31 protein-coding genes are annotated in these 26,780 nt (G+C 67.5%); 23 read left to right on the top strand and 8 right to left on the bottom strand.

The window, feature by feature from the left end; translation table 11 throughout:
• The first annotated feature begins 84 nt into the window (after nt 1-84).
• Nucleotides 85-1,119 (top strand): NAD-dependent epimerase/dehydratase family protein, encoded by a 1,035-nt coding sequence (locus ACLJPD_RS07035; RefSeq protein WP_410870908.1) that lies wholly within the window; start codon nt 85-87, stop codon nt 1,117-1,119.
• Nucleotides 1,116-2,132: a lysophospholipid acyltransferase family protein gene (locus tag ACLJPD_RS07030; protein WP_410870907.1), complete on the top strand. Its 1,017-nt coding sequence runs from the start codon at nt 1,116-1,118 to the stop codon at nt 2,130-2,132. The genes ACLJPD_RS07035 and ACLJPD_RS07030 overlap by 4 nt, the downstream gene beginning before the upstream one ends.
• Here ACLJPD_RS07030 and ACLJPD_RS07025 read toward each other — a convergent pair.
• Nucleotides 2,129-3,154, bottom strand: a complete 1,026-nt coding sequence (locus ACLJPD_RS07025) for an HAD family hydrolase (RefSeq protein WP_410870906.1) — start codon at nt 3,152-3,154, stop codon at nt 2,129-2,131. The two genes, ACLJPD_RS07030 and ACLJPD_RS07025, sit on opposite strands and share 4 nt — an antisense overlap.
• Nucleotides 3,155-3,242: 88 nt before the next feature.
• On the opposite strand from ACLJPD_RS07025, the gene ACLJPD_RS07020 reads away from it, so the two are divergent.
• The 5 genes from ACLJPD_RS07020 to ACLJPD_RS07000 all read left to right on the top strand — a co-directional run bounded on the left by ACLJPD_RS07020 (nt 3,243) and on the right by ACLJPD_RS07000 (nt 8,742).
• Nucleotides 3,243-3,524 (top strand): glutaredoxin family protein, encoded by a 282-nt coding sequence (locus ACLJPD_RS07020; RefSeq protein WP_410870905.1) that lies wholly within the window; start codon nt 3,243-3,245, stop codon nt 3,522-3,524.
• Between the two features lie 206 nt (nt 3,525-3,730).
• Nucleotides 3,731-4,594, top strand: coding sequence for a redox-sensing transcriptional repressor Rex (locus tag ACLJPD_RS07015; protein WP_410870904.1), 864 nt, complete (start codon nt 3,731-3,733; stop codon nt 4,592-4,594).
• A gap of 76 nt (nt 4,595-4,670) precedes the next feature.
• Nucleotides 4,671-6,143: a glutamyl-tRNA reductase gene (locus ACLJPD_RS07010; RefSeq protein WP_410870903.1), complete on the top strand. Its 1,473-nt coding sequence runs from the start codon at nt 4,671-4,673 to the stop codon at nt 6,141-6,143.
• Nucleotides 6,140-7,171 carry a hydroxymethylbilane synthase gene (gene hemC, locus ACLJPD_RS07005; protein ID WP_410870902.1) on the top strand — a complete coding sequence of 344 codons (1,032 nt, stop codon included), beginning with the start codon at nt 6,140-6,142 and terminating at the stop codon, nt 7,169-7,171. The genes ACLJPD_RS07010 and hemC overlap by 4 nt, the downstream gene beginning before the upstream one ends.
• Nucleotides 7,168-8,742, top strand: a complete 1,575-nt coding sequence (locus ACLJPD_RS07000) for a uroporphyrinogen-III synthase (protein ID WP_410870901.1) — start codon at nt 7,168-7,170, stop codon at nt 8,740-8,742. The genes hemC and ACLJPD_RS07000 overlap by 4 nt, the downstream gene beginning before the upstream one ends.
• Nucleotides 8,743-8,798: 56 nt before the next feature.
• On the opposite strand, the gene ACLJPD_RS06995 is transcribed toward ACLJPD_RS07000, so the two are convergent.
• A complete protein-coding gene (locus tag ACLJPD_RS06995; RefSeq protein WP_410870900.1) occupies nt 8,799-9,077 on the bottom strand; it encodes a hypothetical protein in 279 nt (92 codons plus the stop codon).
• A gap of 175 nt (nt 9,078-9,252) precedes the next feature.
• Between ACLJPD_RS06995 and ACLJPD_RS06990 the strand changes: the two genes are divergently transcribed.
• The 8 genes from ACLJPD_RS06990 to ACLJPD_RS06955 all read left to right on the top strand — a co-directional run bounded on the left by ACLJPD_RS06990 (nt 9,253) and on the right by ACLJPD_RS06955 (nt 15,040).
• Nucleotides 9,253-9,540 (top strand): hypothetical protein, encoded by a 288-nt coding sequence (locus ACLJPD_RS06990; RefSeq protein WP_410870899.1) that lies wholly within the window; start codon nt 9,253-9,255, stop codon nt 9,538-9,540.
• Nucleotides 9,537-10,937 carry a hypothetical protein gene (locus tag ACLJPD_RS06985; RefSeq protein ID WP_410870898.1) on the top strand — a complete coding sequence of 467 codons (1,401 nt, stop codon included), beginning with the start codon at nt 9,537-9,539 and terminating at the stop codon, nt 10,935-10,937. Before ACLJPD_RS06990 ends, ACLJPD_RS06985 begins: the two co-directional genes overlap by 4 nt.
• Nucleotides 10,921-11,475: a hypothetical protein gene (locus ACLJPD_RS06980; RefSeq protein ID WP_410870897.1), complete on the top strand. Its 555-nt coding sequence runs from the start codon at nt 10,921-10,923 to the stop codon at nt 11,473-11,475. Before ACLJPD_RS06985 ends, ACLJPD_RS06980 begins: the two co-directional genes overlap by 17 nt.
• Before the next feature lie 88 nt (nt 11,476-11,563).
• Nucleotides 11,564-12,742, top strand: coding sequence for a serine hydrolase domain-containing protein (locus tag ACLJPD_RS06975; RefSeq protein ID WP_410870896.1), 1,179 nt, complete (start codon nt 11,564-11,566; stop codon nt 12,740-12,742).
• 42 nt (nt 12,743-12,784) lie between these two features.
• Nucleotides 12,785-13,762, top strand: a complete 978-nt coding sequence (gene hemB, locus ACLJPD_RS06970; RefSeq protein ID WP_410870895.1) for a porphobilinogen synthase — start codon at nt 12,785-12,787, stop codon at nt 13,760-13,762.
• Complete coding sequence (locus ACLJPD_RS06965; protein ID WP_410870894.1) at nt 13,759-14,271, top strand: hypothetical protein; 513 nt, start codon at nt 13,759-13,761, stop codon at nt 14,269-14,271. Before hemB ends, ACLJPD_RS06965 begins: the two co-directional genes overlap by 4 nt.
• 201 nt (nt 14,272-14,472) lie before the next feature.
• On the top strand, nt 14,473-14,736 hold the full coding sequence (locus tag ACLJPD_RS06960; RefSeq protein WP_410870893.1) for a hypothetical protein: 264 nt from the start codon (nt 14,473-14,475) through the stop codon (nt 14,734-14,736).
• 76 nt (nt 14,737-14,812) lie between these two features.
• Complete coding sequence (locus ACLJPD_RS06955) at nt 14,813-15,040, top strand: hypothetical protein (protein ID WP_410870892.1); 228 nt, start codon at nt 14,813-14,815, stop codon at nt 15,038-15,040.
• Here the strand turns inward: ACLJPD_RS06955 and ACLJPD_RS06950 are convergent.
• Entirely contained in the window at nt 15,037-15,423 is a 387-nt protein-coding gene (locus tag ACLJPD_RS06950) for a hypothetical protein (RefSeq protein WP_410870891.1), read from the bottom strand. The genes ACLJPD_RS06955 and ACLJPD_RS06950 overlap by 4 nt on opposite strands.
• Nucleotides 15,424-15,621: 198 nt before the next feature.
• Here ACLJPD_RS06950 and hemL point away from each other — a divergent pair, with 198 nt between their 5' ends.
• The 7 genes from hemL to ccsB all read left to right on the top strand — a co-directional run bounded on the left by hemL (nt 15,622) and on the right by ccsB (nt 21,980).
• Nucleotides 15,622-16,950, top strand: coding sequence for a glutamate-1-semialdehyde 2,1-aminomutase (gene hemL / locus ACLJPD_RS06945; protein ID WP_410871951.1), 1,329 nt, complete (start codon nt 15,622-15,624; stop codon nt 16,948-16,950).
• A gap of 77 nt (nt 16,951-17,027) precedes the next feature.
• The gene (locus ACLJPD_RS06940; protein ID WP_378765107.1) at nt 17,028-17,687 is read left to right on the top strand and encodes a histidine phosphatase family protein; all 660 of its coding nucleotides are present in this window, start codon (nt 17,028-17,030) and stop codon (nt 17,685-17,687) included.
• Nucleotides 17,684-18,322, top strand: a complete 639-nt coding sequence (locus ACLJPD_RS06935) for a TlpA disulfide reductase family protein (protein WP_410870890.1) — start codon at nt 17,684-17,686, stop codon at nt 18,320-18,322. Before ACLJPD_RS06940 ends, ACLJPD_RS06935 begins: the two co-directional genes overlap by 4 nt.
• Nucleotides 18,319-18,549 carry a hypothetical protein gene (locus ACLJPD_RS06930; RefSeq protein WP_410870889.1) on the top strand — a complete coding sequence of 77 codons (231 nt, stop codon included), beginning with the start codon at nt 18,319-18,321 and terminating at the stop codon, nt 18,547-18,549. The genes ACLJPD_RS06935 and ACLJPD_RS06930 overlap by 4 nt, the downstream gene beginning before the upstream one ends.
• Nucleotides 18,549-19,358 (top strand): cytochrome c biogenesis CcdA family protein, encoded by an 810-nt coding sequence (locus ACLJPD_RS06925; protein ID WP_410870888.1) that lies wholly within the window; start codon nt 18,549-18,551, stop codon nt 19,356-19,358. The genes ACLJPD_RS06930 and ACLJPD_RS06925 overlap by 1 nt, the downstream gene beginning before the upstream one ends.
• On the top strand, nt 19,358-20,986 hold the full coding sequence (locus tag ACLJPD_RS06920) for a cytochrome c biogenesis protein ResB (protein WP_410870887.1): 1,629 nt from the start codon (nt 19,358-19,360) through the stop codon (nt 20,984-20,986). Before ACLJPD_RS06925 ends, ACLJPD_RS06920 begins: the two co-directional genes overlap by 1 nt.
• A gap of 37 nt (nt 20,987-21,023) precedes the next feature.
• Nucleotides 21,024-21,980 carry a c-type cytochrome biogenesis protein CcsB gene (ccsB, locus tag ACLJPD_RS06915; RefSeq protein WP_410870886.1) on the top strand — a complete coding sequence of 319 codons (957 nt, stop codon included), beginning with the start codon at nt 21,024-21,026 and terminating at the stop codon, nt 21,978-21,980.
• Here the strand turns inward: ccsB and ACLJPD_RS06910 are convergent.
• From ACLJPD_RS06910 to ACLJPD_RS06890, 5 genes are all read right to left on the bottom strand, one after another.
• Complete coding sequence (locus ACLJPD_RS06910; RefSeq protein WP_410870885.1) at nt 21,977-23,197, bottom strand: tyrosine-type recombinase/integrase; 1,221 nt, start codon at nt 23,195-23,197, stop codon at nt 21,977-21,979. The two genes, ccsB and ACLJPD_RS06910, sit on opposite strands and share 4 nt — an antisense overlap.
• Before the next feature lie 2 nt (nt 23,198-23,199).
• The gene (locus ACLJPD_RS06905) at nt 23,200-23,418 is read right to left on the bottom strand and encodes a helix-turn-helix transcriptional regulator (protein ID WP_410870884.1); all 219 of its coding nucleotides are present in this window, start codon (nt 23,416-23,418) and stop codon (nt 23,200-23,202) included.
• Between the two features lie 197 nt (nt 23,419-23,615).
• Nucleotides 23,616-24,362, bottom strand: a complete 747-nt coding sequence (locus ACLJPD_RS06900) for a hypothetical protein (RefSeq protein WP_410870883.1) — start codon at nt 24,360-24,362, stop codon at nt 23,616-23,618.
• A gap of 338 nt (nt 24,363-24,700) precedes the next feature.
• Nucleotides 24,701-25,201: a helix-turn-helix domain-containing protein gene (locus tag ACLJPD_RS06895; protein WP_410870882.1), complete on the bottom strand. Its 501-nt coding sequence runs from the start codon at nt 25,199-25,201 to the stop codon at nt 24,701-24,703.
• Nucleotides 25,198-25,596 (bottom strand): hypothetical protein, encoded by a 399-nt coding sequence (locus tag ACLJPD_RS06890; protein WP_410870881.1) that lies wholly within the window; start codon nt 25,594-25,596, stop codon nt 25,198-25,200. The genes ACLJPD_RS06895 and ACLJPD_RS06890 overlap by 4 nt, the downstream gene beginning before the upstream one ends.
• Nucleotides 25,597-25,939: 343 nt before the next feature.
• Between ACLJPD_RS06890 and ACLJPD_RS06885 the strand changes: the two genes are divergently transcribed.
• On the top strand, nt 25,940-26,773 hold the full coding sequence (locus tag ACLJPD_RS06885; protein ID WP_410870880.1) for a sigma-70 family RNA polymerase sigma factor: 834 nt from the start codon (nt 25,940-25,942) through the stop codon (nt 26,771-26,773).
• Nucleotides 26,774-26,780: the final 7 nt, after the last annotated feature.

The following is a 26,780-nucleotide window of genomic DNA, read 5'->3' as shown; positions in this document are numbered from 1 at the left end:
GGTACGCGAAACACGATGAGCAGGGGGCTTTGAGTGGGATCAGGTCCGAGTTCCGACACACGGGAACGACACGCGCCGAGAGTTGTGCTGGTCACTGGTGCCAGCCGCTTCTTCGGTGGCAATGTCGCGGCACGTCTGGCTGCCGAACCCGGCGTCGAACGTGTCATCGCGGTCGATACTGTGACCCCGAGCCGTGAGCTCCGCCGAAAAATGGGTAGTGCCGAGTTCGTGCGCGCAGATATCAGAAATCCGCTGATCCGGAAGGTCGTCGAGGGCAACGACGTCGACACCGTCGTGCACGCGGCTGTCCTCACCCAGCCGCCTGCCGGTGGCGGACGCGCGGTGATGAAGGATCTCAATGTCCTCGGCACGATGCAATTGCTCGCCGTGTGTCAGAAAGCGCCGTCCGTGCGGCGTGTGGTCGTGCGGTCCTCGTCGGCGGTATACGGCTCCAGTGCCAAGGATCCGGCGAAATTCACCGAGGAAATGGGCGCGCGCACGCCGCCTTCGGGCTGGTTCGCGCGCGACATGATCGATATCGAGGCGCTGGTGCGTGGAATGGCGCGGCGCAGGCCCGATATTTCCGCGTCGATTCTGCGTTTCGCGCCGATCGTCGGTCCGCGTCTGGCTGATCGGGGCGTGCAATATCTGCGTTCGCCGATCACGCCGACCGTGCTCGGTCGCGAAGCCAGACTGCAATTGCTGCACGAGGAGGACGCGGTCGCGGTGCTCGTGCACGCGGCGCAGCGTGCACACGGTGGCACGGTCAATATCGCCGGTGACGGCGCACTGGCCATGTCACAGGCGATCCGCCGGGCCGGGCGCATCGTTGCCCCGGTTCCTTTTTTCGTCTTTCGCACGGTCGGTCGCTCGCTGATGGGCCCGATCATGCGTGGCTTCAGTGGCGAACAACCCGACTACTTCTACTTCGGCTGCGGGCTCGACACCACCCGTATGCGTACCGAACTCGGTTTCACCCCACGCTGGACCACGGTCCAGGCGTTCGATGACTTCATCGCGGGCGCAGCGTTGCGGCCAGTCTTCGATCCGGCTTGGATCGACGCCGCGGAACACAAACTGCTCGGCCTCATCGGGGCCGGTACAGGAGCGCGTACATGAACGAGGGAGCGAAAGTCATTCGTCTCGACGTGAATGTCGAGACCCGACAGCGACCGCAGACCCGCCGATGGCCGGATCAGCCGACGCAGGCGATGCCGGTCACCGCCCTCAGCGAGCGCAGGCCGGGAATGCCCGCGCTGCCGCCGAAGTCACTCACCGACATCGTGCGCGATGCCGTCGGCGAGCAGATCGAACGGACCGCGGAATTCGCGCGTCGCCGGCTCACCGGGGACTACCAGATCGACGAGTTCGGCTACGACCGGCATCTGCTCGAATCGGTGATCCTGCCCGCGCTGCGGCCGCTGTCGGACTACTGGTTCCGCGTCGAGGTCGCCGGCATCGAGAACATTCCCGCCGTCGGTGGCGCGCTGCTGGTCGCCAATCACGCGGGCACCGTGCCGATCGACGGGCTGATGCTGCAGCTGGCCGTGCACGACAAGCATCCACAGCAGCGGGCGCTGCGACTGCTCGCCGCCGATCTCATCTTCGAGATGCCACTGCTGGGCGCGCTGGCCCGCAAGGCCGGGCACACGATGGCCTGCCATCCCGATGCCGAGCGACTGCTGCGCTCCGGGCACATCGCGGGGGTGTTCCCGGAAGGATTCAAGGGCGTCGGCAAGAACTACGCCGATCGGTACAAGCTGCAGCGATTCGGGCGCGGTGGTTTCGTGTCGGCGGCGGTGCGAGCCGGGGTGCCGATCATTCCGGTGTCGATCGTCGGTTCCGAGGAGATCTACCCGAAGCTCGCCGATATCAAGCCCCTAGCCCGCCTGCTCGGGCTGCCGTACTTCCCGGTGACGCCGCTGTTCCCGCATCTGGGGCTGTTGGGTGCGGTGCCGATGCCGTCGAAGTGGTACATCGAGTTCGGTGAGCCGATCGCGACCACGCCGTTCGAGCCGGAAGAGGCCGATGACCCGATGACCATGTTCGAGGTCACCGACCAGGTCCGCGAGACCATCCAGCAGACCCTGTACAAGCTGCTGGCCAAGCGCCGCAACGTCGTACTCGGCTAGTTCTCGCGGTGGCGGGCCACGACCGCTGCCACCGCACCGCCCGCCGCGCCCAGTGCCAGCGCGGTGGGCACACCGATCTTGGCCGCCTTGCGGCCGGTACGGAAGTCGCGGATTTCCCAGCCTCGGTTCTTCGCGACTTCGCGCAGGTCGGAGTCCGGGTTGATGGCCACGGCCGTGCCGACCAGCGACAGCATGGGAACGTCGTTGTGGCTGTCGGAGTAGGCGGTGCAGCGCTTGAGGTTGAGTCCTTCGCGGATGGCGAGGGTGCGCACCGCGTGCGCTTTGCCGAGGCCGTGCAGGATGTCGCCGACCAGGCGGCCGGTGAATTTGCCGTCGACACTCTCGGCGACGGTGCCGAGTGCGCCGGTCAGGCCGAGACGTTTGGCGATCACATTGGCCAGTTCGACCGGGGTGGCCGTGACCAGCCAGACCTGCTGGCCGGCGTCCAGGTGCATCTGGGCGAGTGCGCGGGTGCCCGGCCAGATCTTGTCGGCGATGATCTCGTCGTAGATCTCCTCGCCGAGCGCGGCGAGTTCGGCGGTGGGGCGGCCCGCGATGAAGCTGAGCGCCTTCTCCCGGCCCGAGACCATGTCGGAGGAGTTCTCCTTGCCGGTGACCCGGAACTTCACCTGCTTCCAGGCGACATCGAAAAGGTCGGAGGTCTTGAAGTACTTGCGCGCGGCCAATCCCCGGGCGAAGTGCACGATCGAGGCACCCTGCACCAGGGTGTTGTCGACGTCGAAGAACGCCGCGGCGGTGAGGTCGCGCGGGACCTCGGGCCCGCCCCCGGTGCCTTGTTCGGCGAGCTCGGCATCGTGCAGCTCGAGCGCGGCGTCGGCGCTGGCCTCACCGGCCAGGTTGGCGCGCAGCTCTTCTTCGCTCGGCCCGAACGGGCTGCGCGGCAGCCGTGCGAACTGTTCCTGTAGCTCCTGACCGAGGCGGCTGGGCTGCCACCGCGCAGGGAACTCCCCGAATCGTCCTGCGACGAATCCGGCCCTAGTCACCTTCGAACGTTCCGGCACCAGTACCCTCCGCTAGTCGCGCGAACCATGTCCACAGTAACCGGCGGCACCGACAACCCGCTGAGGGCTCGGGGATTAAATAGGGCTCATGACTAATCCCACACCGACAGTGACCCTGTTGACGCGCGCTGGTTGCGGTATGTGCGGCGTGGCGCTGACGCAATTGCGGACGATCTGTGGTGATTTCGGTCTCCCGGTCGCCACCGTGGACGTCGACGAAGCCGCGGTCAGTGAGCCGGAACTGCGCGCGGAATACGGTGATCGCCTGCCGGTGGTCCTGTTGAACGGCCGTGAACACAGCTATTTCGACGTCGACGAGCCCCGTTTGCGGGCCGACCTGAGCCGGATCGCTGGTCGCGAAGGAAAATGAGGCCGAATTCACCGACTTTGTGAACGCCTGCACAAGCGGTTACGGTGGTGACACGCAATCCGCACCGCCGCTTCACGCGGCGGCGGTAACCGGGTTTGTACCGCCCCTATGGCACCGGTCGCGCTCTCGTAATTGCAGCGACCCACACCGGTGAACGAAACAGAGGATCCGGACCGCGATCAGGCCCGGAACGAGGAGCCGACGACGTGACAGAGCAGCACGAGACGCCGAGTGGCGCCTCCGGCAAGGCTCTTGTGCGGGACATTCCGCAGGCCACGGTGACTCGTCTCGCTACCTATCTTCGGGTTCTCGCCGGGTTGGCCGACGAGGGTGTAGTCATCGTATCGAGTGAGGAACTCGCTGTCGCGGCGGGTGTCAATTCGGCGAAGCTGCGCAAGGATCTTTCCTTCCTCGGACCCAACGGTGTGCGGGGTGTCGGCTATGACGTAGCCAAGTTGCGCACCAGGATCGAAGATGTGCTCGGACTGTCGCAGGGACATCGGGTAGTGCTGATCGGCGCGGGCAATCTGGGTCGCGCGCTGGTCGGGTACGGCGGATTCGGGGTACGAGGCTTCACCGTGGTCGCGATCTTCGACAACGACCCGTCGGTGATCGGCCAGTCGTACGCCGGTCTCGTCGTGCGCGATGTCGAGCAGCTCACCGCCCAGATTCCGGCGTTGACACCGACGATCGCCGTGGTGGCAGTGCCCGACGAGGCCGCCCAGGACGTGTGTGACCGCCTCGTAGAGGCCGGACTGCCGTCGATTCTGAGCTTCGCGCCGCTGGAGCTTCGCGCGCCCGCCCATGTCCAGGTTCGCCGCGTCGACCTGGCGATGGAGCTGCAGATGCTGTCTTTCGACGCCGCCCGCAACGATGCGCCCGCGCTGCCCGAGATCGCCGAGGTCGGCTCCGGCCGGATCGCGCGGCGGGTACCGCCCCCGAACCATCTCACCCATGCCGCACCGGTCGAACCGGCCCGCGGCAGGTCGACGCGTCGCACCGCGCCGCATTCGGCCACGCCCCACTCGGCAACGGAGCCAAGCACCAAGGGATCGGTGATCACGCCATGAGCGAGCGTCTGCGAGCGAAACAGCGACACGGCGTGCGGACGCGCATGACGCGACCGAGCATCTGCGAGGTGCGGTCATGAGTGTTCTGCTGGTCGGGATTTCGCATCGGAGCGCCCCGGTATCGGTGCTGGAGAAGGTCGCCATCAGTGAGGCCGATCGGCCGAAGCTGGTGGATCGGCTGCTCTCCTCGAGTCATGTGTCCGAGGCGATGATCGTCTCCACCTGTAACCGGGTCGAGGTCTACGCGGTCGTCGACGCCTTCCACGGTGGCCTCGGTGAGGTGAGCGAGCTGCTCACCAAGCACTCCGGACTGCCGCTGGGCGATCTCACCAAGCACGCCTACGTGCGCTACAGCGAGGCCGCGGCCGAGCATCTGTTCGCCGTCGCCAGTGGCCTGGACTCGATGGTCGTCGGCGAGCAGCAGGTGCTCAGCCAGATTCGCAGTGCCTACGCCAGCGCCGACGGTCAGCAGGCGGTCGGACGCACGCTGCACGAGTTGGCCCAGCACGGGTTGCGGGTCGGCAAGCGGGTGCACTCGGAGACCGGGATCGACCGGGCTGGTGCCTCGGTGGTGTCGGTGGCGCTGGACCGGGCGCGCGGTGTCGTCGGCGATCTCGCCGGGCGGACCGCGGTGGTGGTCGGTGCGGGCGCGATGGGCGGGCTGGCCGTCGCGCATCTGTCGCGGGCCGGGATCGGGCGCATCATCGTCGTCAACCGGACCCTCGAACGCGCACAGCGTCTGGCCGAAACCGGGCGCACCATGCACGGTGTCGATGCTCAGGCGGTCGAGATGTCGCGGCTCACCGAGGCCATGGCGGGCACCGATGTCGTGATCACCTGTACGGGCGCGGTCGGGTCCGTGGTGACCCTGGCCGACACCCATCGCGCGCTCGCGGACCGGGCCCGCACCGACGCCGCCGAGCGGCCGCTGGTCTTCTGCGATCTCGGTTTGCCCCGCGATGTGGAGCACGCCGTGGCGGGCCTGCCCGGCGTCGCCGTCATCGACATCGAATCGCTGCAGCGCGATCCGGCCGCGGGCGCCGCGGCCGACGACACCGCCGCCGCGCGCGTCATCGTCGCCGACGAACTCGCCAAATACCTTGCCGGGCAACGCATGGCGGAGGTCACCCCCACGGTGGCCGCCCTGCGTCAGCGTGCCGCCGATGTGGTGGAGGCCGAACTGCTCCGCCTCGATTCGCGGCTGCCCGACCTGGCCGACCCGGCCCGCGACGAGGTGGCGCGCACCGTGCGCCGCGTCGTCGACAAGCTGCTGCACGCGCCGACTGTGCGCGTGAAACAGCTGGCATCCACGCCGGGCGGCGACAGCTACGCCGAGGCGTTGCGTGAGCTGTTCGAACTGAAACCCGGTGCGGTGCAAGCGGTTGCCGCTCCGATGGAGGTCGCCGCGGGCGAGTCCGCGCTGGCCGACGACTTCACCGCAGGCCACCTCGGCGATGGGCCGTCCCGCTTGACCGAGTCAAGACCCGACACAGGCAGCATGCGAAACCACGCAGCGCCGCTCGGGCATGCGCAGGAGGAAACCGCATGACCACGACAGTGCAGGAAGAGGACACCGTGACCGCAGGCAGCGCCAGTGCGCCGTGGCGGATCGGCACGCGCGGCAGCCTGCTCGCGCTGACACAGGCGGGCACCATCCGTGATGCGCTGATCTCGGTGGGGCAGCCCGCCGAACTGGTGGTCATCAAGACGCCGGGCGACCTGTCGTCGGAGCCGGTCCAGCAGATCGGTGTCGGCGTGTTCACCTCCGCGCTGCGCGACGAGCTCGCCGCGGGCGGCATCGACATCGCGGTGCACTCCTATAAAGACCTCCCCACCGCGCAGGACCCGCGCTTCACCATCGCCGCGATCCCGCTTCGCGAGGACCCGCGCGACGCGCTGGTGGCTCGCGACGGCATGGTCCTCGGCGAACTACCCGCCGGTGCCCGCGTCGGTACCTCCGCGCCGCGCCGCGCCGCGCAGTTGCGCGCACTCGGGCTCGGCCTCGACATCCTTCCGCTGCGCGGCAATATCGACTCCCGCCTGCGCAAGGTGAGCGAGGGCGAACTCGATGCCATCGTCATCGCCCGCGCGGGCCTGTGCCGGATCGGGCGCACCGACGCGATCACCGAATCGCTCGAACCGGTGCAGATGCTACCCGCCCCCTCACAGGGTGCGCTCGCGGTCGAATGCCGCAGCGACGACCCGCAATTGATCGAGGTACTCGCCGGTCTGGACGATGCCGCGACCAGAGCCGCGGTGCTCGCCGAGCGTTCGCTGCTCGGTGAGCTCGAGGCAGGCTGCACCGCGCCGATCGGAGCGCTCGCCGAAATCGTCGAGTCGATCGACGAGGACGGCCGGATCTTCGACGAACTCTCGCTGCGTGCCTGTGCCGCCGCGATCGACGGCTCCGACGTCTTGCGCGCCTCGATCGTCGGCGCGCCGAAAGACGCGGCCGAACTCGGTCGCACGCTGGCGCGCGAACTGCTGGACCTGGGTGCTCGCGCATTGCTGAGCGTCACAGACGAACCGGCGCCCACCGACTTCACTAATTCCAGCCCGATGGAGAACAACCGATGAGCAGCAGCCGAGCTACCAAGAAGCAACCAGGGCGGATCCTTTTCGTCGGATCCGGCCCCGGCGACCCGGCCCTGCTGACCGTGCGTGCCCGTGAGGTGCTCGAGCGGGCGAAGCTCGCGTTCACCGACCCCGATGTCGACAAGGGCGTGCTCGCCCTGATCGGCATCGCTCACGAGCTGGGCGATGACGGTGTGCGCCCGGTCGACGTGCGGCCGGCGCTCGGCGAACCCGCCGAGGTGGCCAAGACGCTGATCGCCGAGGCCCGCAACGGTCACGACGTGGTCCGCATCGTCACCGGCGACCCGTTGACCACCGATTCGGTGATCAACGAGGTCAACGCCGTGACCCGTTCGCACATGGTGTTCGAGGTGCTGCCCGGCCTGCCCAACGGCTCGGCCGTGCCCAGTTACGCGGGCATCGCGCTCGGCTCCGGGCACACCGAGGCCGATGTGCGCGGCGAGGTCGACTGGTCGGCGCTGGCCGCCGCGCCCGGTCCGCTGGTGCTGCACGCCACCTCCGGGCACCTGGCCGAGACCGCGAGCGCGCTGGTGGAACACGGCATGGCGCCGCAGACCCCGGTCGCGGTGACCGTGCGTGGCACCACCCGTCAGCAGCGCACCATCGAGGCCACGCTGGCCTCGCTGAACAACGCCGCTTCCGAGCTGGTCGGCCCGCTGGTCGTGACGGTCGGCAAGGAAGTCGACAAGCGCGCCAAGATGTCGTGGTGGGAATCGCGTGCCCTCTACGGCTGGACCGTGCTCGTGCCGCGCACCAAGGATCAAGCAGGCGAGATGAGCGAACGGCTCGTCACCCACGGTGCGATCCCGATCGAGGTGCCGACCATCGCGGTGGAGCCGCCGCGCAGCCCCGCCCAGATGGAACGGGCCGTGAAGGGTCTGGTCGACGGCCGCTACCAGTGGGTGGTGTTCACCTCCACCAACGCCGTGCGCGCGGTGTGGGAGAAGTTCGCCGAGTTCGGTCTGGATGCTCGCGCGTTCTCGGGTGTGAAGATCGCCTGTGTCGGTGAGGCGACCGCGGAGAGGGTGCGTTCCTTCGGCATCAACCCCGAGTTGGTGCCGAGTGGCGACCAGTCCTCCGAGGGTCTGCTCGCCGACTTCCCGCCCTACGACGACGTGTTCGACCCGGTGAACCGGGTGCTGTTGCCGCGTGCCGACATCGCCACCGAGACTCTCGCCGAGGGCCTGCGTGAGCGCGGCTGGGAGATCGACGACGTCACCGCCTACCGCACGGTGCGCGCTTCGCCGCCGCCCGCGGAGACCCGCGAGATGATCAAGACCGGCGGTTTCGACGCGGTCCTGTTCACCTCGTCCTCCACGGTCCGCAACCTGGTTGGTATCGCGGGCAAGCCGCACGCGCGCACCATCGTGGCCTGCATCGGCCCGAAGACCGCCGAGACCGCGATCGAGTTCGGTCTGCGCGTGGACGTGCAGCCCGAGTCGGCGCAGGTGGGTCCGCTGGTGGAGGCACTGGCCGAGCACGCGTCGCGTCTGCGCGCCGAGGGCCTGCTGCCGCCGCCGCGCAAGAAGAGCCGCCGCAGCAGCAGCCGCTAGATTCAGCAGATACCCCGAAAGCCCGCCCGCAACGGCGGGCTTTCGGCGTATCAGGGTCATCGGCTATAGCGCAGCAGCGTGCGCACCAGCCGGCAGGTGGCATCCGAGGGCGGGCGGATGTCGATCTTCTCGGCGGTGCGCCGGATCGTGTCGTTGGTGGCCTGATTGGGTAGGTACACACCGGAATCCAGCAGCGCGATGGTCAACCGCATGGCCTTGAGCCGACGATTGTGCGCCACGTACCAGCGACGCGGCCTGCCCGCGGGCAGGCGCTTCTTCTCCAGCGGTACATACGGCGCGGTGATGACAGTGGTCTTGGCGGCGATGGCATTCATTCGGCGTCCTCCCGTCGTGTGTGGGTTCCGCCCCCGATCGTCGGAACCCTCGAACACGCTTTCGATTATAGCGACGGGTACCGACATTTTTGGGGGCATTCGAGGGCGCACGCACGCGGGTGAACTCCAGTACAGTTCGAGCTGACGAACCGATTCTGGGTGGGGGTCACGAGCTGTGAGCGGGTTCGAGGTCGAGATCAATCAACTGCGAAATACGGCCAAGGCGGCGGGATCTGCCGCGAGCCAGGCCAGGGCGGTGAGCCCGGGTACCGGCTTGGACGCCATCGCGACAGCGCTGCCGGGTGGGGATGCGGCGAAGAACGCGCCCACACTGGCGTCGACGTTCAATGAGCGCGCGAAGGGGTGGGCGGGCGAGATCGGCCAGTGGAGCGAGACGGTCGCGTCGGCCGCGACGGTGTACTCCGAAAATGAGAAGGCCGCGAAAGAGGCCTTCCTGCCATGACTGTCGGCTACGACGACGTCCGCAAATGGGACGCTGATGCGGTGGACAGGGTGGCCACCAACCTGTACGGGCGGCGGGACAAGCTCCTCGGGCTGCAGGACGAGCTCGACGACGCCAGGAAATTGCCCACCTGGTACGGCCCCGCCAGCGAGAAAGCACGCAGTTCGCTGGGGGATACACGGGACAAGGCCGAGATCCTGATCGCGCAGTTGTCCGCCGTCGAATCCGCCTTGAAGAACGCGTCGGACGAGGCGGCCGCACTGAAGACCAGGGTCGCCAACAACGACGCCCTCGCCGACACCTACCAGTTCCGGATCGCCGCCGACGGCGCGATCGTGGACATCAGGCCCGCCGACCCCGCGCCGAGGTCGCGCGTCGAGGCCGAAGAACGCGCCGAGATCCGACGCCACCGCGAAACCATCAGGAAGCAGCTGGTGCTGGAAACCAGGGCGATCCTCACCGCGGCGACCAACATCGACGTCGCCCTCGCTCGAGTGATGCAACTCGCGCAGGACGGCAAGATCAGCGATCACGGAGCGACCACTCTGGCAGGCGCGAGCAAGGGCGGGGAGATCGACGCCAAAGTGGTCGAGATGGAGCAGTCGCTGCGCGACGCCGGGTTGCTCACCGGACCGCCCGTGTCCGGCTACTACCGGCAGTGGCTCGAGAACGCCGTGCGCCGTGGCGTGCCGATCGACACGATCGTGAAGATCGCGTCCGAACACGACATCACGCCGGAGGACTTCAAGGTCCTCGACGGACTGGAAGAGATCCGCGAGGACGAAGACGGCGACGGGACCTTCAAGTCGTACTTCCTGCTGCCGACCGGCATCAGCGGGGACGACGCCGCCAAGGCGGTACGGATGACCTACATCATGAACGCGGGCACCGATTACGGCACCGAGGGCGAAAAGACCGACTTCGCACCCACCCCGTACGGATCCGAGGAACTGCGGCGAATCACCGACCGGCAAAAGGAGAACTCCTGGAGCTACGACGACGATGTGGGTTTCGTGCACAGCAACGGTGGCCGGTTGGTGACCACCCCGAACGGCATGATGATGGGCTTGGGCGGGAACGTCGTCCAGGACCAGTTCAGCCTGAACGGCGGGACGGCCTGGGGCGATACGTTCATGCTGAACATCGACGACCCGAAAGATCCGGCGCAACAGCTCCGAGAGGTGGCGAGGTCAGGCCACGCTTGGTACGAGGGCGATGACGGCCCGTACCGATCCGGTCTCGACCTGGACCGACTGCTGCACCACGAGGAGCGCCACTCCCAACAATGGGCGAGCGAAGGCTACGCGGGCTTCGTCACCTCCTACCTGTGGGAACAGGCCACCGGCGGCAACGAGACCGAGGAAGACGCGGGACTTTCCGATGGCGGATATAACTAGACGGCGCGTTGCCTGTGCTGCCCTACTGGTGGTGGCGGTGATCGCGGCGTGTGACTCCACAGCGCAGTTCGCGCCCTCGCTGCCACCGGCGGCCGGGTTCCGCGTCGATGACGGTGTTCTGAAACTGTGGACGGGCACCCCGTGTGACGGCGTCACCGGCATGACGTTGATCTTCGACTCCGGCACCTCCGAGAGCACCGAGCAGGTGTGGACCGCGCCGCTGCCGGGGGTGCTGGTGGAGCGCATGGATCTGCTGAGGACCGCCGGGGGATCCGCCACGAACACCGGTGGCCCTCTCCAACTCCAGCAACCGCTGCCCGCGGACTACGACTGGACCAAGGCAGACTCGCTCGTCTTCTCCGTCGACGGCCCGAAGGCCAACGGCGCCAGGCTCGATGTCGGCCAGGTGCTACGCGAGTCGGCCCAGCACCCGTCCGAAAGCTACCTGTTCGGCCAGCGCGGCTGGATGAACGCGGCGGACGTCCAACGCGAGAACCAGAAGTCGTTTCTGACCGTCTGCACGCCCGACCCGGAGTGATAGCGACGCACTCGAACCCCGCCATGTTCGCCGATAACTGTCGGACCGCTGTGATCTAGTAGCGCGCAACGCAACCCGAGGAGATGCGATGACGGTGGACGAGATCGACAAACGGCTGAGCACCCACGTCACGGCGGACGAACTACTCGGTCTGGCCTGGCTCGTCGCGACCGGTGACGACGTATCCACCGGCGCCATCGGCCATCTCGACGCCGCACGTCACACATCGGTGCGCACCGACACGATCTTCCGGATCTCCTCGATGACCAAACCGCTTGTCGCGGCAGCGGCCTCGATCCTGATCGATGACGGCGTGCTCGACCCGGCCGAACCGGTCGATCGGTTGCTGCCCGAACTCGCCGGGCTGCGGGTGCTGGCGAACCCCGCCGCCGAAGTCGCCGACACGGTCGCGGCGAAACGCCCGATCACCGTTGACGATCTGCTGACCTTCCGCCTCGGCTGGGGCATGGACTTCACCGACTTCTCACCCAAACCGCTGGACGCCGTATGGAGCGACCTCGGCCTCGGCTGGGGCCCGCCGACGCCCGCGCAGATGTCGCCCCCGGACATCTGGCTGCGACGACTCGGCAGTCTGCCGCTGCAATTTCAGCCCGGCCAACGCTGGCTCTATCACGTCGGCGCACCGATCCTCGGCTTCCTGGTCGCCAGGGCAGCGGGCACGCAGCTCTCGGAATTCCTGGCCGAACGCGTCCTGCTCCCACTCGACATGACAGACACCGGTTTCTCCGTCCCCCCGGACAAGCTGGCCCGATTCGGCCCGCATTACGCGGACACAGACGGTGTCCGCTCGGTCTTCGATCCGGTTGACGGCCAATGGAGCTCTCCACCTGCCTTCGAAGGTGGCGGCGACGGCTTGGTCTCCACCCTCGCCGACTACCACCGTTTCGCCCGCATGTTGCGCGACCGCGGCGTCCTCGACGGCACCCGTGTCCTGTCCGAGCGAGCCGTCACCGCCATGACCACCAACCACCTCACCCGGGAGCAACTTCTCCGCGGCGGCCCGAGCCCCGACGGCAGCGCGGGTTGGGGATACGGCGTCGGCGTCCAGCTCCGCGACGCCCCCGCCGGCCCCCGCGCTGGTGCGTACGGCTGGAGCGGCGGCCTCGGCTCGACCTGGTCCAACGACGGCGCGGTGACAGCGATTCTGCTCACCAACCAGGCTTGGAGTTCGGCCGGTCCGCCCCCGGTCTTCGCTACCTTCGAGCAGATTCTGGGCGAATCGGCTCGTGGATCCGACCCGTTGTAGGCGCTGCGGCGACCAACTGGCGGCAGGCGTATTCTGCGGGCTATGACCGCTTTCGACCGCCCACGGCGGTTGCGTAGGACACCCGCGTTGCGCCGACTCGTCGCCGAAACAACGTTGCAGCCGCGTCAGCTGGTGCTGCCGATGTTCGTGGCCGACGGCCTCGACGAGCCGCGCGAGATCAGCTCGATGCCGGGTGTGTATCAGCACTCCCTGGATTCGCTGCGTAAGGCCGCCGTGGAGTCGGTGGCCGCGGGCGTGGGCGGGCTGATGTTGTTCGGGGTGCCGCTGCCCGAGGACAAGGATCCGACCGGTTCGCAGGCCAGTGATCCGAACGGGATCCTGAACCGTGGTCTGCGTGCGCTGGCCGAAGAAGTCGGGGACGCGACGGTCATCATGGCCGACACCTGCCTCGACGAATTCACCGATCACGGCCACTGCGGGGTGATCGGCACCGACGGCGCGGTCGACAACGACGCCACCCTGCATCGCTATGTGGAGATGGCGCTGTCGCAGGCCGATGCGGGCGCTGACCTGCTCGGGACCAGCGGGATGATGGACGGCCAGGTCGGCGCGATCCGGCGCGGACTCGACGCGGTCGGCCGCACCGACACCGCCATCCTCGCCTACGCGGCCAAGTACGCCTCGGCTTTCTACGGCCCGTTCCGCGAGGCCGTCGGTTCGTCGCTGGACGGCGATCGCCGCACCTACCAGCAGGATCCGGCCAACCGCCGGGAATCGCTGCGCGAACTCGACCTCGATCTCGCCGAGGGCGCCGACATCGTGATGGTGAAGCCCGCGATGTCCTACCTCGACATCCTGCGCGATGTCGCCGACCGCTCGACGGTCCCCGTCGCGGCCTATCAGATCTCCGGCGAGTACGCGATGATCACCGCCGCCGCCGAGCGTGGCTGGATCGACCGCAGGGCCTCCATCCTGGAGTCGCTGATCGGCATCCGGCGGGCGGGCGCGGACATCGTGCTCACCTACTGGGCGACCGAGGCAGCACACTGGCTGTCGTGATCGCTGCGCCGAACAAACCCGAAACCCTTCCCATGCCGGAAGACGTCGGCACCGCCCGTCAATTGTGGTGGGGAATCGCCGGCCTCGGCGTCATCTACGCCTTCGCCAGCGTCGCCACCATGACCGGGGAGCGCGACAAGCTCAGCAAGCAGTTCCTCGACGAGATGCACAAGACCGATCCGGCCTTTCCCGCGTCGACCGTCGACCTGATGGTGCTGGTGGCTTTCGCGCTGACCGCGCTGGTCGGCGTGCTGCTGGCCGGGGTCACCGTGGCCGTCGCGCATCAGCTCGGCCGGGGCAAGTCCTGGGCGCGCACGGTGCTGACGGTGGTCGCGATCTGGCTCGGGCTCGGTGCCTTCGCCACCATGTTCACCTTCGCCGCTGTCGCGAATCCCGCGACGATCGTGGCGGGCGGCACGGCGATCGTGCAGGGCGTGCTGGCTGCCGGTGCTGCGTTCCTCAGCTACCGGCCGGAGTCGACGAAGTACTTTCAGTCCCACCGGAAGTGACCCTGCACAGTGTATGGTGAGGATTATCACACCGTTTGATCGGAGGCAATGATGCGCGTGGTGATCGAGCAACCGCACAGCCTGCGACGCGACCTGTTGGTCATCGGGTTGATGGTCGTTCTCACCCTCGCTGTCATCGCGCTGATTCTGCTCCCGAGCCTCATCGGCTGATTCGATCCCGCTCCTGGCAGGATCGCAGGAATGAAACGCTGGATCGCGCTGTTCGAACTCGGCTTCGCCGCGCTCTTCCTGGCCTGCGCGGTCGTCAGCTGGCGGGCTGCACGGCGCACGGCCGAATTCGCGGGCACCGAAGAACACCCGGGTTTCGTGGCGGTGCGCTACGTGCCGCCGTTGCTGGTGCTCGCCTGCGCGCTGGTGACGGTGGGCGGGTTGCTGGTGATAGATGCCGCCGCCAGGATCTATGCCGGATCTGTAGCGCGGCGCGGTGTCGAACCGATGATCTAGCGAAAGCCGAATTCCGATGTGTGCGTGGGGGTTCGGGACGCGAGCTCGCACCGCGGGCTCCCTCGAGGAGGAATCGATGACCAGACTGACCGCCGGAATCTGTACCGTCGCCGCCGCTGTGGCGACGATCGCCCTGGCCGCGGCACCCGCCCAGGCAGCTCCCGGCCTGCCGCTCACCCCGATGATCGCCGAGCAGGCCGCCGGTGGCGGTTTCGCCCCGGAGACCGGCTCGAGCGCGATCTACAACGGCCTCATGTGCCAGCTGCACACGATCTCCGCTGAAGTTCCTTGCATGTACACCTAAGAAACCCACTGCTGGTAGACGTCGACGACGCGGCCGCCGCGTGTGCCCGGCGCGTTCAGGAAAACGGAGACGGTGCCGTCGGGATGAGCCGCCGCCTCCGTCACCACCTGACGCAGGGTGGCGCGGATGCCGCCGTCGGCGTCGCGGTACAGCGCGGTGTCGGTGTGCAGACCCGCGCCGATCCGCTGAGCGGGCACGAACATCGCGGTGATCGCCGGGATCGGCCCCGACCCGAGCGCCACGGTTTCCTCGTGGCTGAGCTGAGCGCCGATCCGATCGGGTTGGGCCTGTGGTGCGAACGCGGTGGCCGAACCCGCGCCGAACAGCAGTCCCGCCGCGACGAACCCCGTGCCAAGGGCAGTGCTGGTGACGCCGAAACGCATGAAATACCCTCTCGCTGATAGCTGATTTCTCTGCGGCTCAGGTGCTGAGCCGCCCGGAGCGTAGTCGCAGGCCAATGGGCCTAGATTGAATTCTTTCGCCGATCTGGGCGGCGTGTCGGGCGTGTCGTCGGTGGGTCGCTGCGGTCTGGGTCACTGTGCTGCACCCTGTCGTCCGGCGTGCCGAGGCGAACTGAGACACTGGAATCCGTGAGTCTTACGCAGGTACCGGTTTCGGCCCAGCTCTTCGAGCGGGCGGCCGCCGTGATCCCGGGTGGCGTCAATTCCCCGGTTCGTGCGTTCAACTCGGTCGGCGGTACGCCGCGGTTCATCACCTCCGCGAGCGGCTACACCCTCATCGACGCCGACGGCAACGACTATGTGGATCTGGTGTGTTCGTGGGGCCCGATGATCCTCGGTCACGCGCACCCCGCCGTCGTCGAAGCCGTGCAGCGGGCCGCGACGAGCGGACTGTCGTTCGGTGCGCCGACCGAGGCCGAGATCGAGCTCGCCGAGGCCATCGCCGCCCGCGTCGATCCCGTCGAACGGGTCCGCCTGGTGAACTCTGGTACCGAGGCCACCATGAGCGCGGTGCGCCTGGCGCGCGGTTTCACCGGCCGCGCCAAGATCATCAAATTCTCCGGTTGCTACCACGGTCACGTCGACGCGCTGCTGGCCGACGCGGGCTCCGGCGTGGCGACCCTCGGCCTGCCGACCTCGCCCGGTGTCACCGGTGCGCAGGCCGCCGACACCATCGTGGTGCCCTACAACGACCTCGTTGCCGTCGCCGCCGCCTTCGAGGCGCACTCCGGTCAGATCGCGTGCGTCATCACCGAGGCCGCGGCGGGCAACATGGGCGCGGTCGCGCCGCTGCCCGGCTTCAACGAAGGCCTGCGCACTCTCGCCACCGACAACGGCGCACTGCTGATCATGGACGAGGTGATGACCGGATTCCGGGTCAGCGCGTCGGGTTGGTACGGCCGCGAAGGCGTCGCCGGTGACCTCTACACCTTCGGCAAGGTGATGAGCGGTGGCCTGCCCGCCGCCGCGTTCGGCGGTCGCGCCGAGATCATGAACAACCTCGCCCCGCTCGGCCCGGTCTATCAGGCGGGCACGCTGTCCGGTAACCCCGTCGCCGTCGCGGCGGGCCTTGCGACGCTGCGCGCGGCCGACGCGCAGGTGTACGCCGCGCTGGACCGCAACGCCGATCGCCTCGGCTCGCTGTTCGCGAAAGCCCTGACAGAGGCCGGTGTCGAGCATCAAGTCCAGTTCGCAGGCAATATGGTGAGCGTGTTCTTCGCCGAGCGCCCGGTGACCGACTACGCCGGCGCCAAAGCGAGCCAGACCTGGCGTTACCCCGCCTTCTTCCACGCCCTGCTCGACGCGGGCGTGTACGCGCCGCCCAGCGCGTTCGAGGCATGGTTCGTCTCCGCGGCACTCGACGAGGACGCGTTCGACCGTATCGCCGCCGCTCTGCCCGCCGCCGCCCTCGCGGCCGCGGCCGCAACCCCCGAAGGATCCCCAGCGTGAGCTCCGACCAGCCCGACGCACAATTCGCCCCAGTCCCGGCGGATAGCGACGAGGCGCCCCATCCTGTCCCCGTCGCCGTGCCGCCCGTCCTCGACGACGACCCGTCGACCGTCGAAACCATCGTGCATGTGCTGCGCCACGGCGAGGTGCACAACCCGAACGGCATCCTCTACGGCCGACTGCCCGGCTTCGGTCTCTCGGTGGCCGGACAGTCGCAGGCCGGTGCGGTCGCGCGCTCGCTGGCCGATCACGACATCGCGATGGTGATCGCCTCCCCGCTGCAGCGCGCGCAGGAGACCGCGGCGCCGATCGCGGCCGCGCACGACCTCGTCGTGCGCACCGACGAGAACCTGATCGAAGCGGGCAACACCTTCGAGGGCCTGCGCGTCTCCGTCGGTGACGGTGCCCTGCGCAAGCCCCGGCACTGGTGGAAGCTGCGCGACCCGTTCACCCCGTCCTGGGGCGAGCCGTACCTGCAGATCGCCCACCGCATGCTCGCCGCCGTGAACAAGGCCCGCGTCGAGGCCGCCGGTCACGAGGTGGTGCTGGTCTCGCACCAGCTGCCCGTGTGGACGTTGCGCCGATTCCTGCAGGGCCAGCGGTTGTGGCACGACCCGCGCAACCGGCAGTGCTCGCTCGCGTCGCTGACCTCGCTGGTCTACCACGGCGACACGCTCGTCGACATCGTCTATTCCGAGCCCGCAGGCGCATCGGATCCGTCGGTACACGGCGCATGACACGCTTGTCTTCATCGGGATCCGCCCGTGGCCGTCGGTCGCGGGCGTTGACCGCCGTCCTGTCCGCGCTGGCGATTGTCGCCGTCGCGGGATGTTCGACGGGTACCGATGCGGTCGCCACCGGTGGCGGGACCTTCGAATTCGTCTCACCCGGTGGTAAAACGGAGATCTACTACGATCCGCCCGCCACCCGCGGGACGATCGGCACGCTCTCGGGGCCCGATCTGATGAACGAGGGAAAGACCGTTTCGGTCGATGATTTCCCGAACCAGATCGTGGTCGTGAACCTGTGGGGACAGTGGTGTGGCCCGTGCCGCGCCGAGTCGCCCGCGCTCGAAAAAGTCTTCGCGGCGACCAGAGATCAGGGCGTCGCGTTCCTGGGGATCAATGTCCGTGACCATCAGCGCGACAAAGCCCAGGACTTCGTAGTGGACAACAAGATCGAATACCCGTCCATCTACGACCCGTCGATGCGAACCTTGCTCGCCCTCGGCGGAAACTTTCCCACCAGTGTTATCCCGACCACGTTGATCCTGGATCGTCAGCACCGGGTCGCCGCGGTCTTCCTTCGCTCGCTACTGGCCGAAGACCTTCAGCCAGAGATCGAGCGCATCGCCGCCGAGGAGAAGCAGTGAACAGCCGTCGTCGTCCAGGAAATCTGACCGCGTGTCGTCCCCGTCAGGGCGCGCGCCGAATGGGTGCGGGCTGGACGGTCGATGACCGTTGGGCCGGCATCGCGACCGTGCCGCGCAGTGTCGCCGGTGCCGGTCTGTTCGATTTCGGCCCCGCTGAACCGGCCGAGACCGAGCGCACTCTGTCGTTGCCGCGCGACGAGCAGCAGGACGCGGACACCACCGAGTGATGGTGCTCGCCGCAGTCGGGGATTCCTTCCAGCAGACGGCGGCATCGGGTCCGCTTCTGTTGGCGCTGGGTGCCTGCCTGCTCGCGGGCCTGGTGTCGTTCGCTTCACCGTGTGTCGTGCCGCTCGTCCCGGGCTATCTGTCGTATCTGGCCGGGCTGGTCGGTGCCGAGGCGCCGCCTGCCACCAGCACGCAAGCCACGCTCACCGCGCAACGCCGTAGCGCGAAGATGCGGGTGGCGGGTGCCGCCGGACTGTTCGTCGCCGGGTTCACGGTGGTTTTCGTGCTGGCCACGGCCACTGTTTTCGGCGTGATCCAAACCCTCAACGTGAATCGGGAACTGCTGCAGCGCATCGGCGGTGTGGTGACGATCCTGATGGGTCTGGTGTTCATCGGCCTGGTTCCCGCCCTGCAGCGCGACACGCGGATGGAGCCGCGCAGGCTCACCAGCATCCTCGGCGCGCCACTGCTCGGTGGCGTGTTCGCGCTCGGCTGGACGCCGTGCCTCGGGCCGACGCTGTCGGGTGTGATGGCGGTGTCCGCGGGCACCGAGGGCACCACCGCCGCGCGCGGGGTGACGTTGATCGTCGCCTACTGTCTCGGTCTCGGGCTGCCGTTCATTGTGCTGGCCTTCGGGTCGGCCGGTGCGTTGCGCGGGGTCGGCTGGCTGCGGCGCAATTCGCGCACCATTCAGGTAATCGGGGGTGTTCTGCTCGTCGCCGTCGGCGTCGCGCTGGTCACGGGGGCATGGGACCAGTTCGTCGGCTGGGTGCGTGACGGGTTCGTCTCCGAGGTGACCCTTCCGATCTGATGACTGACACACTGACCACTCCGACCACCCCCACCCCGCCCGTCCGGCAATCGCCGCTCGGCCGAGCCTGGGCCCTGGTCCGTAATGCTTGGCGCGGCCTGACCAGCATGCGCACCGCACTGGTGCTGCTGTTCCTGCTCGCACTCGCCGCGATTCCCGGCGCGCTGCTGCCGCAACGCAGCCTGAACGCGCAGAAGGTCGACCAGTACATCGCCGACCGTCCGACGCTCGGCCCGTGGATGGACCGCTTCGAACTGTTCGACGTGTTCGGCAGCTTCTGGTTCACCGCCATCTACGTGCTGCTGTTCATCTCGCTGGTCGGCTGCATCCTGCCGCGCTGCTGGGATCACTACCGGGCGCTGCGCACCCCGCCGGTGCCCGCGCCCCGCAACCTCGGCCGGTTGCCGCACCACTCCAGCGAGACCGACGACCGCACGCCCGACGAGGTGATCGAGGCCGCGAAGGCTTCCTTGCGTGGGTGGCGGACCGAGGTCCGCCCCGGTCAGCGCGACGGTGAGGTGACGCTGTCCGCGGAAAAGGGTTACCTGCGCGAGTTCGGCAACCTGGTGTTCCACCTGTCGCTGGTGGGGCTGCTGGTCGCGATCGCACTCGGCAAGCTGCTCGGCTACGAGGGCAATGTCATCGTGATCGCCAATAACGGTCCCGGCTTCTGCACCACCTCGCCCGCGGTCTTCGACTCGTTCCGCGCGGGCAACACCAACGACGGCACCGGCATGACGCCGCTGTGCGTCAAGGTGAAGGACTTCAAGGCCGACTACCTGCCCACCGGCCAAGCCGAGATGTTCCACTCGAACATCGAATATCAGGCGGGCGCGGACCTCAGCACCGACACCTGGCGCAGCACCGAGCTGCGGGTGAATCATCCGCTTCGCGTCGCCGGCGACCGCGTCTACCTGCAGGGACACGGCTTCGCGCCGACGTTCACCGTCACCTTCCCCAACGGGCAGACCCGCACCGAGACCATCCAGTGGCGGCCCGACGACGCCCAGACCTTCCTGTCCAGCGGTGTGCTACGCATCGACCCGCCCGGTGGCATGTACGCCACCGACGAGGAACGGCGACAGAACCAGATCGCGATCGAAGGGCTGTTCGCGCCGACGGCGTTGTTCCACGGCAGCTTGCTCACCTCGTCGTTCCCGCGGATGGACGACCCGGCGGTCGCGGTCGACATCTATCGCGGCAACACCGGCCTCGATACCGGCCGCTCGCAGTCGCTGTTCTCGCTCGATTCGGAGATGATCAAGCAGGGTCGGCTGTCGAAGGAAGCGCGGGTCAACCTGCGTCCCGGCGAGTCGACCACGCTGCCCAGCGGGGCGAAGGTCACCTTCGACGGTGCTCAGGAGTTCGTGAACCTGCAGGTCTCGCACGACCCCGCCCAGCAGTGGGTGCTGGTGAGCGCGCTGACGATGATGGCCGGTCTGCTGGTGTCGCTGTTGCTGAAACGGCGCCGGATCTGGATCCGGGCGTACCCAGTCGAAGCCGCGGCGGGTACCGTGGGTCAACGACGCGCCGTAGTAGAAATGGGCGGCCTGGCCAGGAGCGATCAAGCTGGTTGGGGTGCCGAATTCGATCGACTGCGGACACGGTTGCTGGGAGCGGAGAAGTAATGCCCTCGCGCGCACTCGACACGGAGACGGAATCCTGATGCAGATCGACGAAACGCTGGCACGGTACAGCGACTTCGCGTTCATGTCGGCCATTGCGGTCTACGCGCTGGCGACTGTCCTGCTGATCGTGCAGTACGCCTCGGCCCGCACCAAGCAGGTCGCGGCGCGTGAACTCGTCGCCGCGGGCGACCCCGGGTTGCCCGGCCGGATCGAGACCCCGGCCGCCAGGCCACTCGGCGAGCGCCTGGGCAACATGGCGTTCTCGGTACTGCTGGTCGGCGTGGCCCTGCACATCGGCTCGATCGTGCTGCGCGGTTTCGCGACCCACCGCTTCCCACTGGGCAACATGTACGAGTTCACCACCATGGCCACCGCGGCCGCCGTGGTGATCGGCCTGATCTTCCTGCGCGACCAGCGCTACCGCGCCATGTGGGCGTTCCTGCTCGTCCCCGTGCTGATCCTGATGTTCCTGGCAGGCACGGTCCTCTACGCCGACGCCGCTCCCGTGGTCCCCGCGCTGCGCTCGTTCTGGTTGCCGATCCACGTCACGATCGTCAGCATCGGCAGCGGCGTCTTCCTGGTCTCCGGCGTAGCCAGCCTGCTGTACCTGTTCCGCATGCGTCAGCCCGCGGGCGAAGAGTCCTCGAACATCTTCGGCACCATCGCCCGCCGCCTCCCCGACGCCCGCACCCTCGACCAACTAGCCTACAAAACCACCATCATCGGCTTCCCCCTTTTCGGCGCAGGCGTCATCCTCGGCGCCATCTGGGCCGAAGCCGCCTGGGGCCGCTTCTGGGGCTGGGACCCCAAGGAAACCTGCTCCTTCATCGCCTGGGTCCTCTACGCCGCCTACCTCCACGCCCGAGCCACCTCCGGCTGGCGAGACACCAAGGCAGCCTGGATCAACATCGCCGGCTTCGTAGCCATGCTGTTCAACCTCTTCATCATCAACATGGTGATCTCGGGTCTGCACAGCTACGCGGGACTGAACTAAACGTCTTCTACCTGCGCGTTCAGGTCGTCTTCGTCGTCGGCAGGGTCCAGCTGATCGGCCTCGGTACGCAGTGAGTACGCAGTGGAACCGGGCCAATCTCTGATCGCGGCCCCGACAGCGGTACGAGTTGTCTCGTCAGCATCAGGCCACAGGTGCGCGTAATACCGCAGAGTCGTGATCGCGCTGCCGTGACGGAGACGTGCCTGGACCGCCTTGATATCGGCACCTCGGCGGATCAGCAGCGAGGCGTAGTAGTGCCGGAAGTCCTGGAAGCTGAATTCTTCGGGTAGGCCGGGAACCTTCGCCTTCGCCGCCCGCAGGTTCCACGCGATCACCCATGGCGACACCGGCTTGCCGAGTTCATCGCAGACCAAACGCTCACCGCGGAACGTCTTCGCCGACACCTCGAGCATCGCGACGAGCTCTGGCGGCACCGGCACCGGCTTAGTACTGGAATCGGTCTTCAGCTCTCGCGCGGGCCACTGCTGGCGAGGGGTCACGACGCCGTTCGCGAAATCGACATCGGTTGTCCGAAGTCCGGCAGCCTCCGAGATCCGCAGACCCACGAACGAGCCAAGCAGCACGGCGACCCGCAAGTGCGGAGGCATCGCGTCATGCAGTGCCCAGATCTGTTCCGAGGTCGCCACGTAGACCTTCTGCTGTCCAGTCTTCGGCGAGGTCCGGCGCGAACACGGGTTGCGAGCCAGCAGGCCGTCATGCATTGCATCACCGAGGATCTGCGCCAATCGAGAGTGCAGGCTGTAGACGTAGCTGTCGGCTAGGCCCTCATCCTTGAGCGCCACCATCCACTTCTTCACCGTGGACGGCCGAACCGCCGAGAGTTGCAGCGATCCCAGCCCGGCATTGATCTTCTTGACGTGCCAGGCCGCCAGCTCGACAGTCGTGTCTCGGTGGTTGGCGTAGCCCTTCAGCCATTCGGTTGTCCACTCTTCTACCGTCTGCTGAGCATTTCGCGGCGCGACGTGGGTGCCCTGCACCAGAGTCGCAACCTGAGTGTTGAGCCACTGTTGCCCGTCCGTCTTTCTGGTGAACCGCTTCGTGTGCTCGTTGCCGGTGTCATCGACGTAGCGAGCGCGCCAGCGCTTGCCCTTGCCGTCGAGCTTGGACGGAACGCGCCGCACCGTGCCGTCTGGCTGGCGTTCGTCCTTGGTCCAGAGGTCTTCGACTCCGGCGCGGCGGTTCCGTCGTGCGGTCATGGTCAGGCGGCCCCGCCGGTCGCGGTGGCCTGCTCCTGCTCGGCGATCCAGGCCAGGATGGCGCTCTCACGCCAGACGCGGCGGCGGCCGAGTTTGAAGCTGCCAGGGCCTGAGCCGATGTGCGCCCAGTAGCGCCAGGTCGCAGCAGGGATTCCGGTCAGGGCTTCGCAGTCCTTGGCCTGAAGGTAGCGATCGTGGGGCTTGGTCTCGGGGGTAGACATGGTGATTTCCTCGTTTCGGTGGGCTCGTGGGGCCGATACGGCCAGTGGCGAATTGGTGGTGGGTGTCCAGTCGGTGATCGGCGTTCCGGCGGGGTCGTCCAGTCCGGCCGGTGCGGCGTCTACTCGCTGTCCAGCGGTGTTGAGCTGCCGTCTACTTGTGTCCAGTTGGCTGGACGCTGGTGTCCAGTCGCGTCTAGTCACAGCGATGCCGCCTTGCCGTGCTCGGCGGTAGCTGCGCCACCGGGGATGACGGTCAAGTCGGGCCGCTGCAAGGCCGGGGAGACCCGACGCGCCAGCACTTCGTCCAGGTCGGCCAACCGCATACGCGGCCCGCCGGTCAGGTCGAGCCCCGCGGCTGCCTCACGAACCGCGCGCTTCACCGCGTCGCCGCGGCAGTAGAAGATCAGGCCATCGCATCCGACAGCCTTGGCGGACAGAAACGCCCGGTACATGGCCGATTTCGTCACTGCCGGGGCCCGGCGGAACTGGTCGACCTGCACAGCCCATAGCTCGCCGGAGGCGTTCGTGTAGCGGCCGTGGTGGACGTGGGGCCGCTTCTGGCCGGGCTTGGTGGGACCGAGCTCGGAATACAGGACGCGTTCCGAGATCCACCGATCGACGTCCAGGCCGGTCAACGCGGTCCGGAGCGCGAACAAAGCGGCGACGTGCGCAGCCCGTCCCGGGGTCGGTGACCAGTGCTGCACCTCGACGCCGAGCAGCGACTCCGCGGCGGTGCGGGTGGGGAACACCCATGCTGGACCGGGGACCGGTCGGACGTTGAGGCCGCTGATCATGTCGGTATCGCGCCAGCGCTGCGCCATCCGGTATGCCGAGCGCATGCTGAGCCCGTGCATAGACGCGACCAGGTCCAGCGGTGCGCCGTACATCTCGGCCAGAATCGTCAAGCTGGTCATGTCGCGGGCGCCGAGAATATGACGTGTCATCGTGGGTTCTCCTCTCGCCGTGAAGCGGTGACGGCGGTCCCACTGTGGTCTGGGTAGACGGCCGGGTGGACGCGCGGAGTCGCGGTGTCCAGCAGTAGACGCCGGGTGTCCAGCCACGAAATGCGGCTGTCTAGGTGGTGTCCGGCGGTCACCCGCCGAGGGGTAGAAGGCATGGGTGTGCTCCCTGAACAGACAGACCGAAACGGCCTGTCGGGTAATGGGGCTGAGCGCCGCGAGGTTCGGCGGCGGGGTTTTGCCGGCATAACCGGCGGGCGGTCGGAGGCTCGTGCCGCGCGGGCATCGGTGGCCGATGCGGCACGAGACTCGTAGTCGGCTGACTACCGGTCGTAGTCGGCTTCGCGGGTGCCCTGCTGGCGGGCCACAGCGTCGGCGAGCGCGTTGCCGGAGCCGCGGTAGTCGGCCAAGGCGGACCGAGGAGCGGGGGCCCAGCTCATGAGTTCACGCATCCGCTCGCGCGGCTCCATGAAGTCGATGGCCCGATACACCCGGCCGTCCGGCGGGGAGCCGCCGATCACTTCGCCCTGTATTTCGGGTCGAACCAGCGAGCGGTTCGCTGCACGATCCGCGGTGAGGTACCGGCTCTGCTGGAAGGTGTCGGGCCAGAGTTCGCGCTCCGGAACGCCGAGCGCGACGGCGATCGAGTGCTGATGCACCGGGTACGGGATCCGGCCTTGGCCGATCCACCGCTGCACGGTCTTCGGGTTGACCTGGACCACTTCGGCCAGCTGATCCGGCGTCAGCCGCGCATCGAACACCGCGTCGCGCAGACGTTCGTTCGCCGTGCTCTGCTGGCGGCCCTTCGGCAGCGCGGCGGTCACCGGTCGTACCCATCTCGCTCGGCCTCGAGGGCAGCGAAGGCGTTGACCGAACGGGCGTGGCGGGCGAGCGCGTTGCCCGAGCCGACGTAGTCAGCCAGGGCACTGGGCTGAGGCTGTGCAGTCGGCATCGTCAACAGGTCGGATTCGGCGAGACCGGCGTGGTAGCCGAACCGGACACGGCCGTTTTCCTGCACGGTGCCGTTCTTGGCGATGTCTTCCAGTTCGGCGCGCTGGGCGGGTTCGATGTCGATGCCATCGGTGGCCATGTACTGACCGTTTTCCAGGAAGTATTCGACCTCCGGCGCCGCGGGGCGATCCTGGCTACGCGCGGCGGAACGCTCGGCGTATGCGGCGGTGCCACGCCCGAACTGCTCTTTCAGCTGCCGGTTCGTCATGGTCCGACGCTCGTGCTCGGTGGTGCGGGCGTCACCACCGAGGCCGGTGCCAAAGTAGCGGGGGTAGCTCCGGCTTGCGCTGGTGGACTGAGCAGATGGATTTACACTGGACATGCTTCGGGCTCCGATCCCAGAAGTGAACTGCTGAAGCAGCGGGAACTGCTTCGGTGACTGGCTCCCCGGCGACTGTGAATCGCTGGGGAGCCTTTATTTGCCAGGGCCACCACCCGGTTGGTTTATGCCCATAAACCAACGTCGCCAACTTTGTCAGTGCTGGTTTATGGGTATAAACCTGATGGTAGGCCGCTATGCCGCGTGGGTCAATACCCCCTAAACTGGCTGTATGTCCGAGTTCGAGGAGTTCGAAGCGGTGCGCCGCGACCCCGACCCGCTGCGGCGCGGTCGGCGGGCGACGGAACTCATCACGCTGTACCAGCAACGCGGAACCGAGCTGGCGCGTCTCCGTCGTGCGGCGATCGAGGATGCCCGTGACACCCTGGGGATGAACTACAGCGACATCGCCGCAGAACTTGGCCTAACGAAGGGCCGCATTGCGCAGATCCGCACCAGTGCGCCCGAGCCGGAGCGAGCGTTCTTCGGCGTCGGGCCGGTGGCGGTTGGAATCCCGAGGCGGATCGGAGTGGAAGACGGTCGGGAGCGCCCCTATTTCGATGCCGTGGACATGGCCACGCGGGGGGACAGCGAAGAGCTACTGAGCCGACTGGCTCTGACCAGTACGCGGTTTGACGTTGATCCCGACCGGGCTGATCTCCCGCCCGGTGACACCCTGCTGATCTGTGGTCCGAAGTCGGCGCCGGTCGCCCGCGAACTGCTCCATGCCGACCCGTACTTGCGTTTCGTCAACGAAGACGGTCAGTGGTGGATTGATGATTCGAGCACTGGCGTCCGGTTCGACTCGCCGTATCGCAGGACCCCGCCGACCTCAGGCGATGTCGGCTACTTCGCTCGACACCTGGTTGATGGGCGGGTTGTGGTTCATGTCGCAGGTATCACGAGCATCGGGTCGCGAGGTGTCGTGGACTGGCTGAATGCCAACCTTGCAAGCCTGTTCCGCCGGGCGGAGGATTCGTCGTGCAGCGGAGTTGTCGCATGCGAGTTCGACGCTGACCTGAGGATCACGGGAAGCACTCTGGTGAGCGGCCCTCACCAGTGGTAACCATCGA

It is taken from the genome of Nocardia sp. A7, from assembly GCF_046549215.1.
Lineage (GTDB): Bacteria > Actinomycetota > Actinomycetes > Mycobacteriales > Mycobacteriaceae > Nocardia.
Note: the sequence above shows the minus strand (reverse complement) of the source record. Positions and strands in the feature narration are given on the sequence as shown.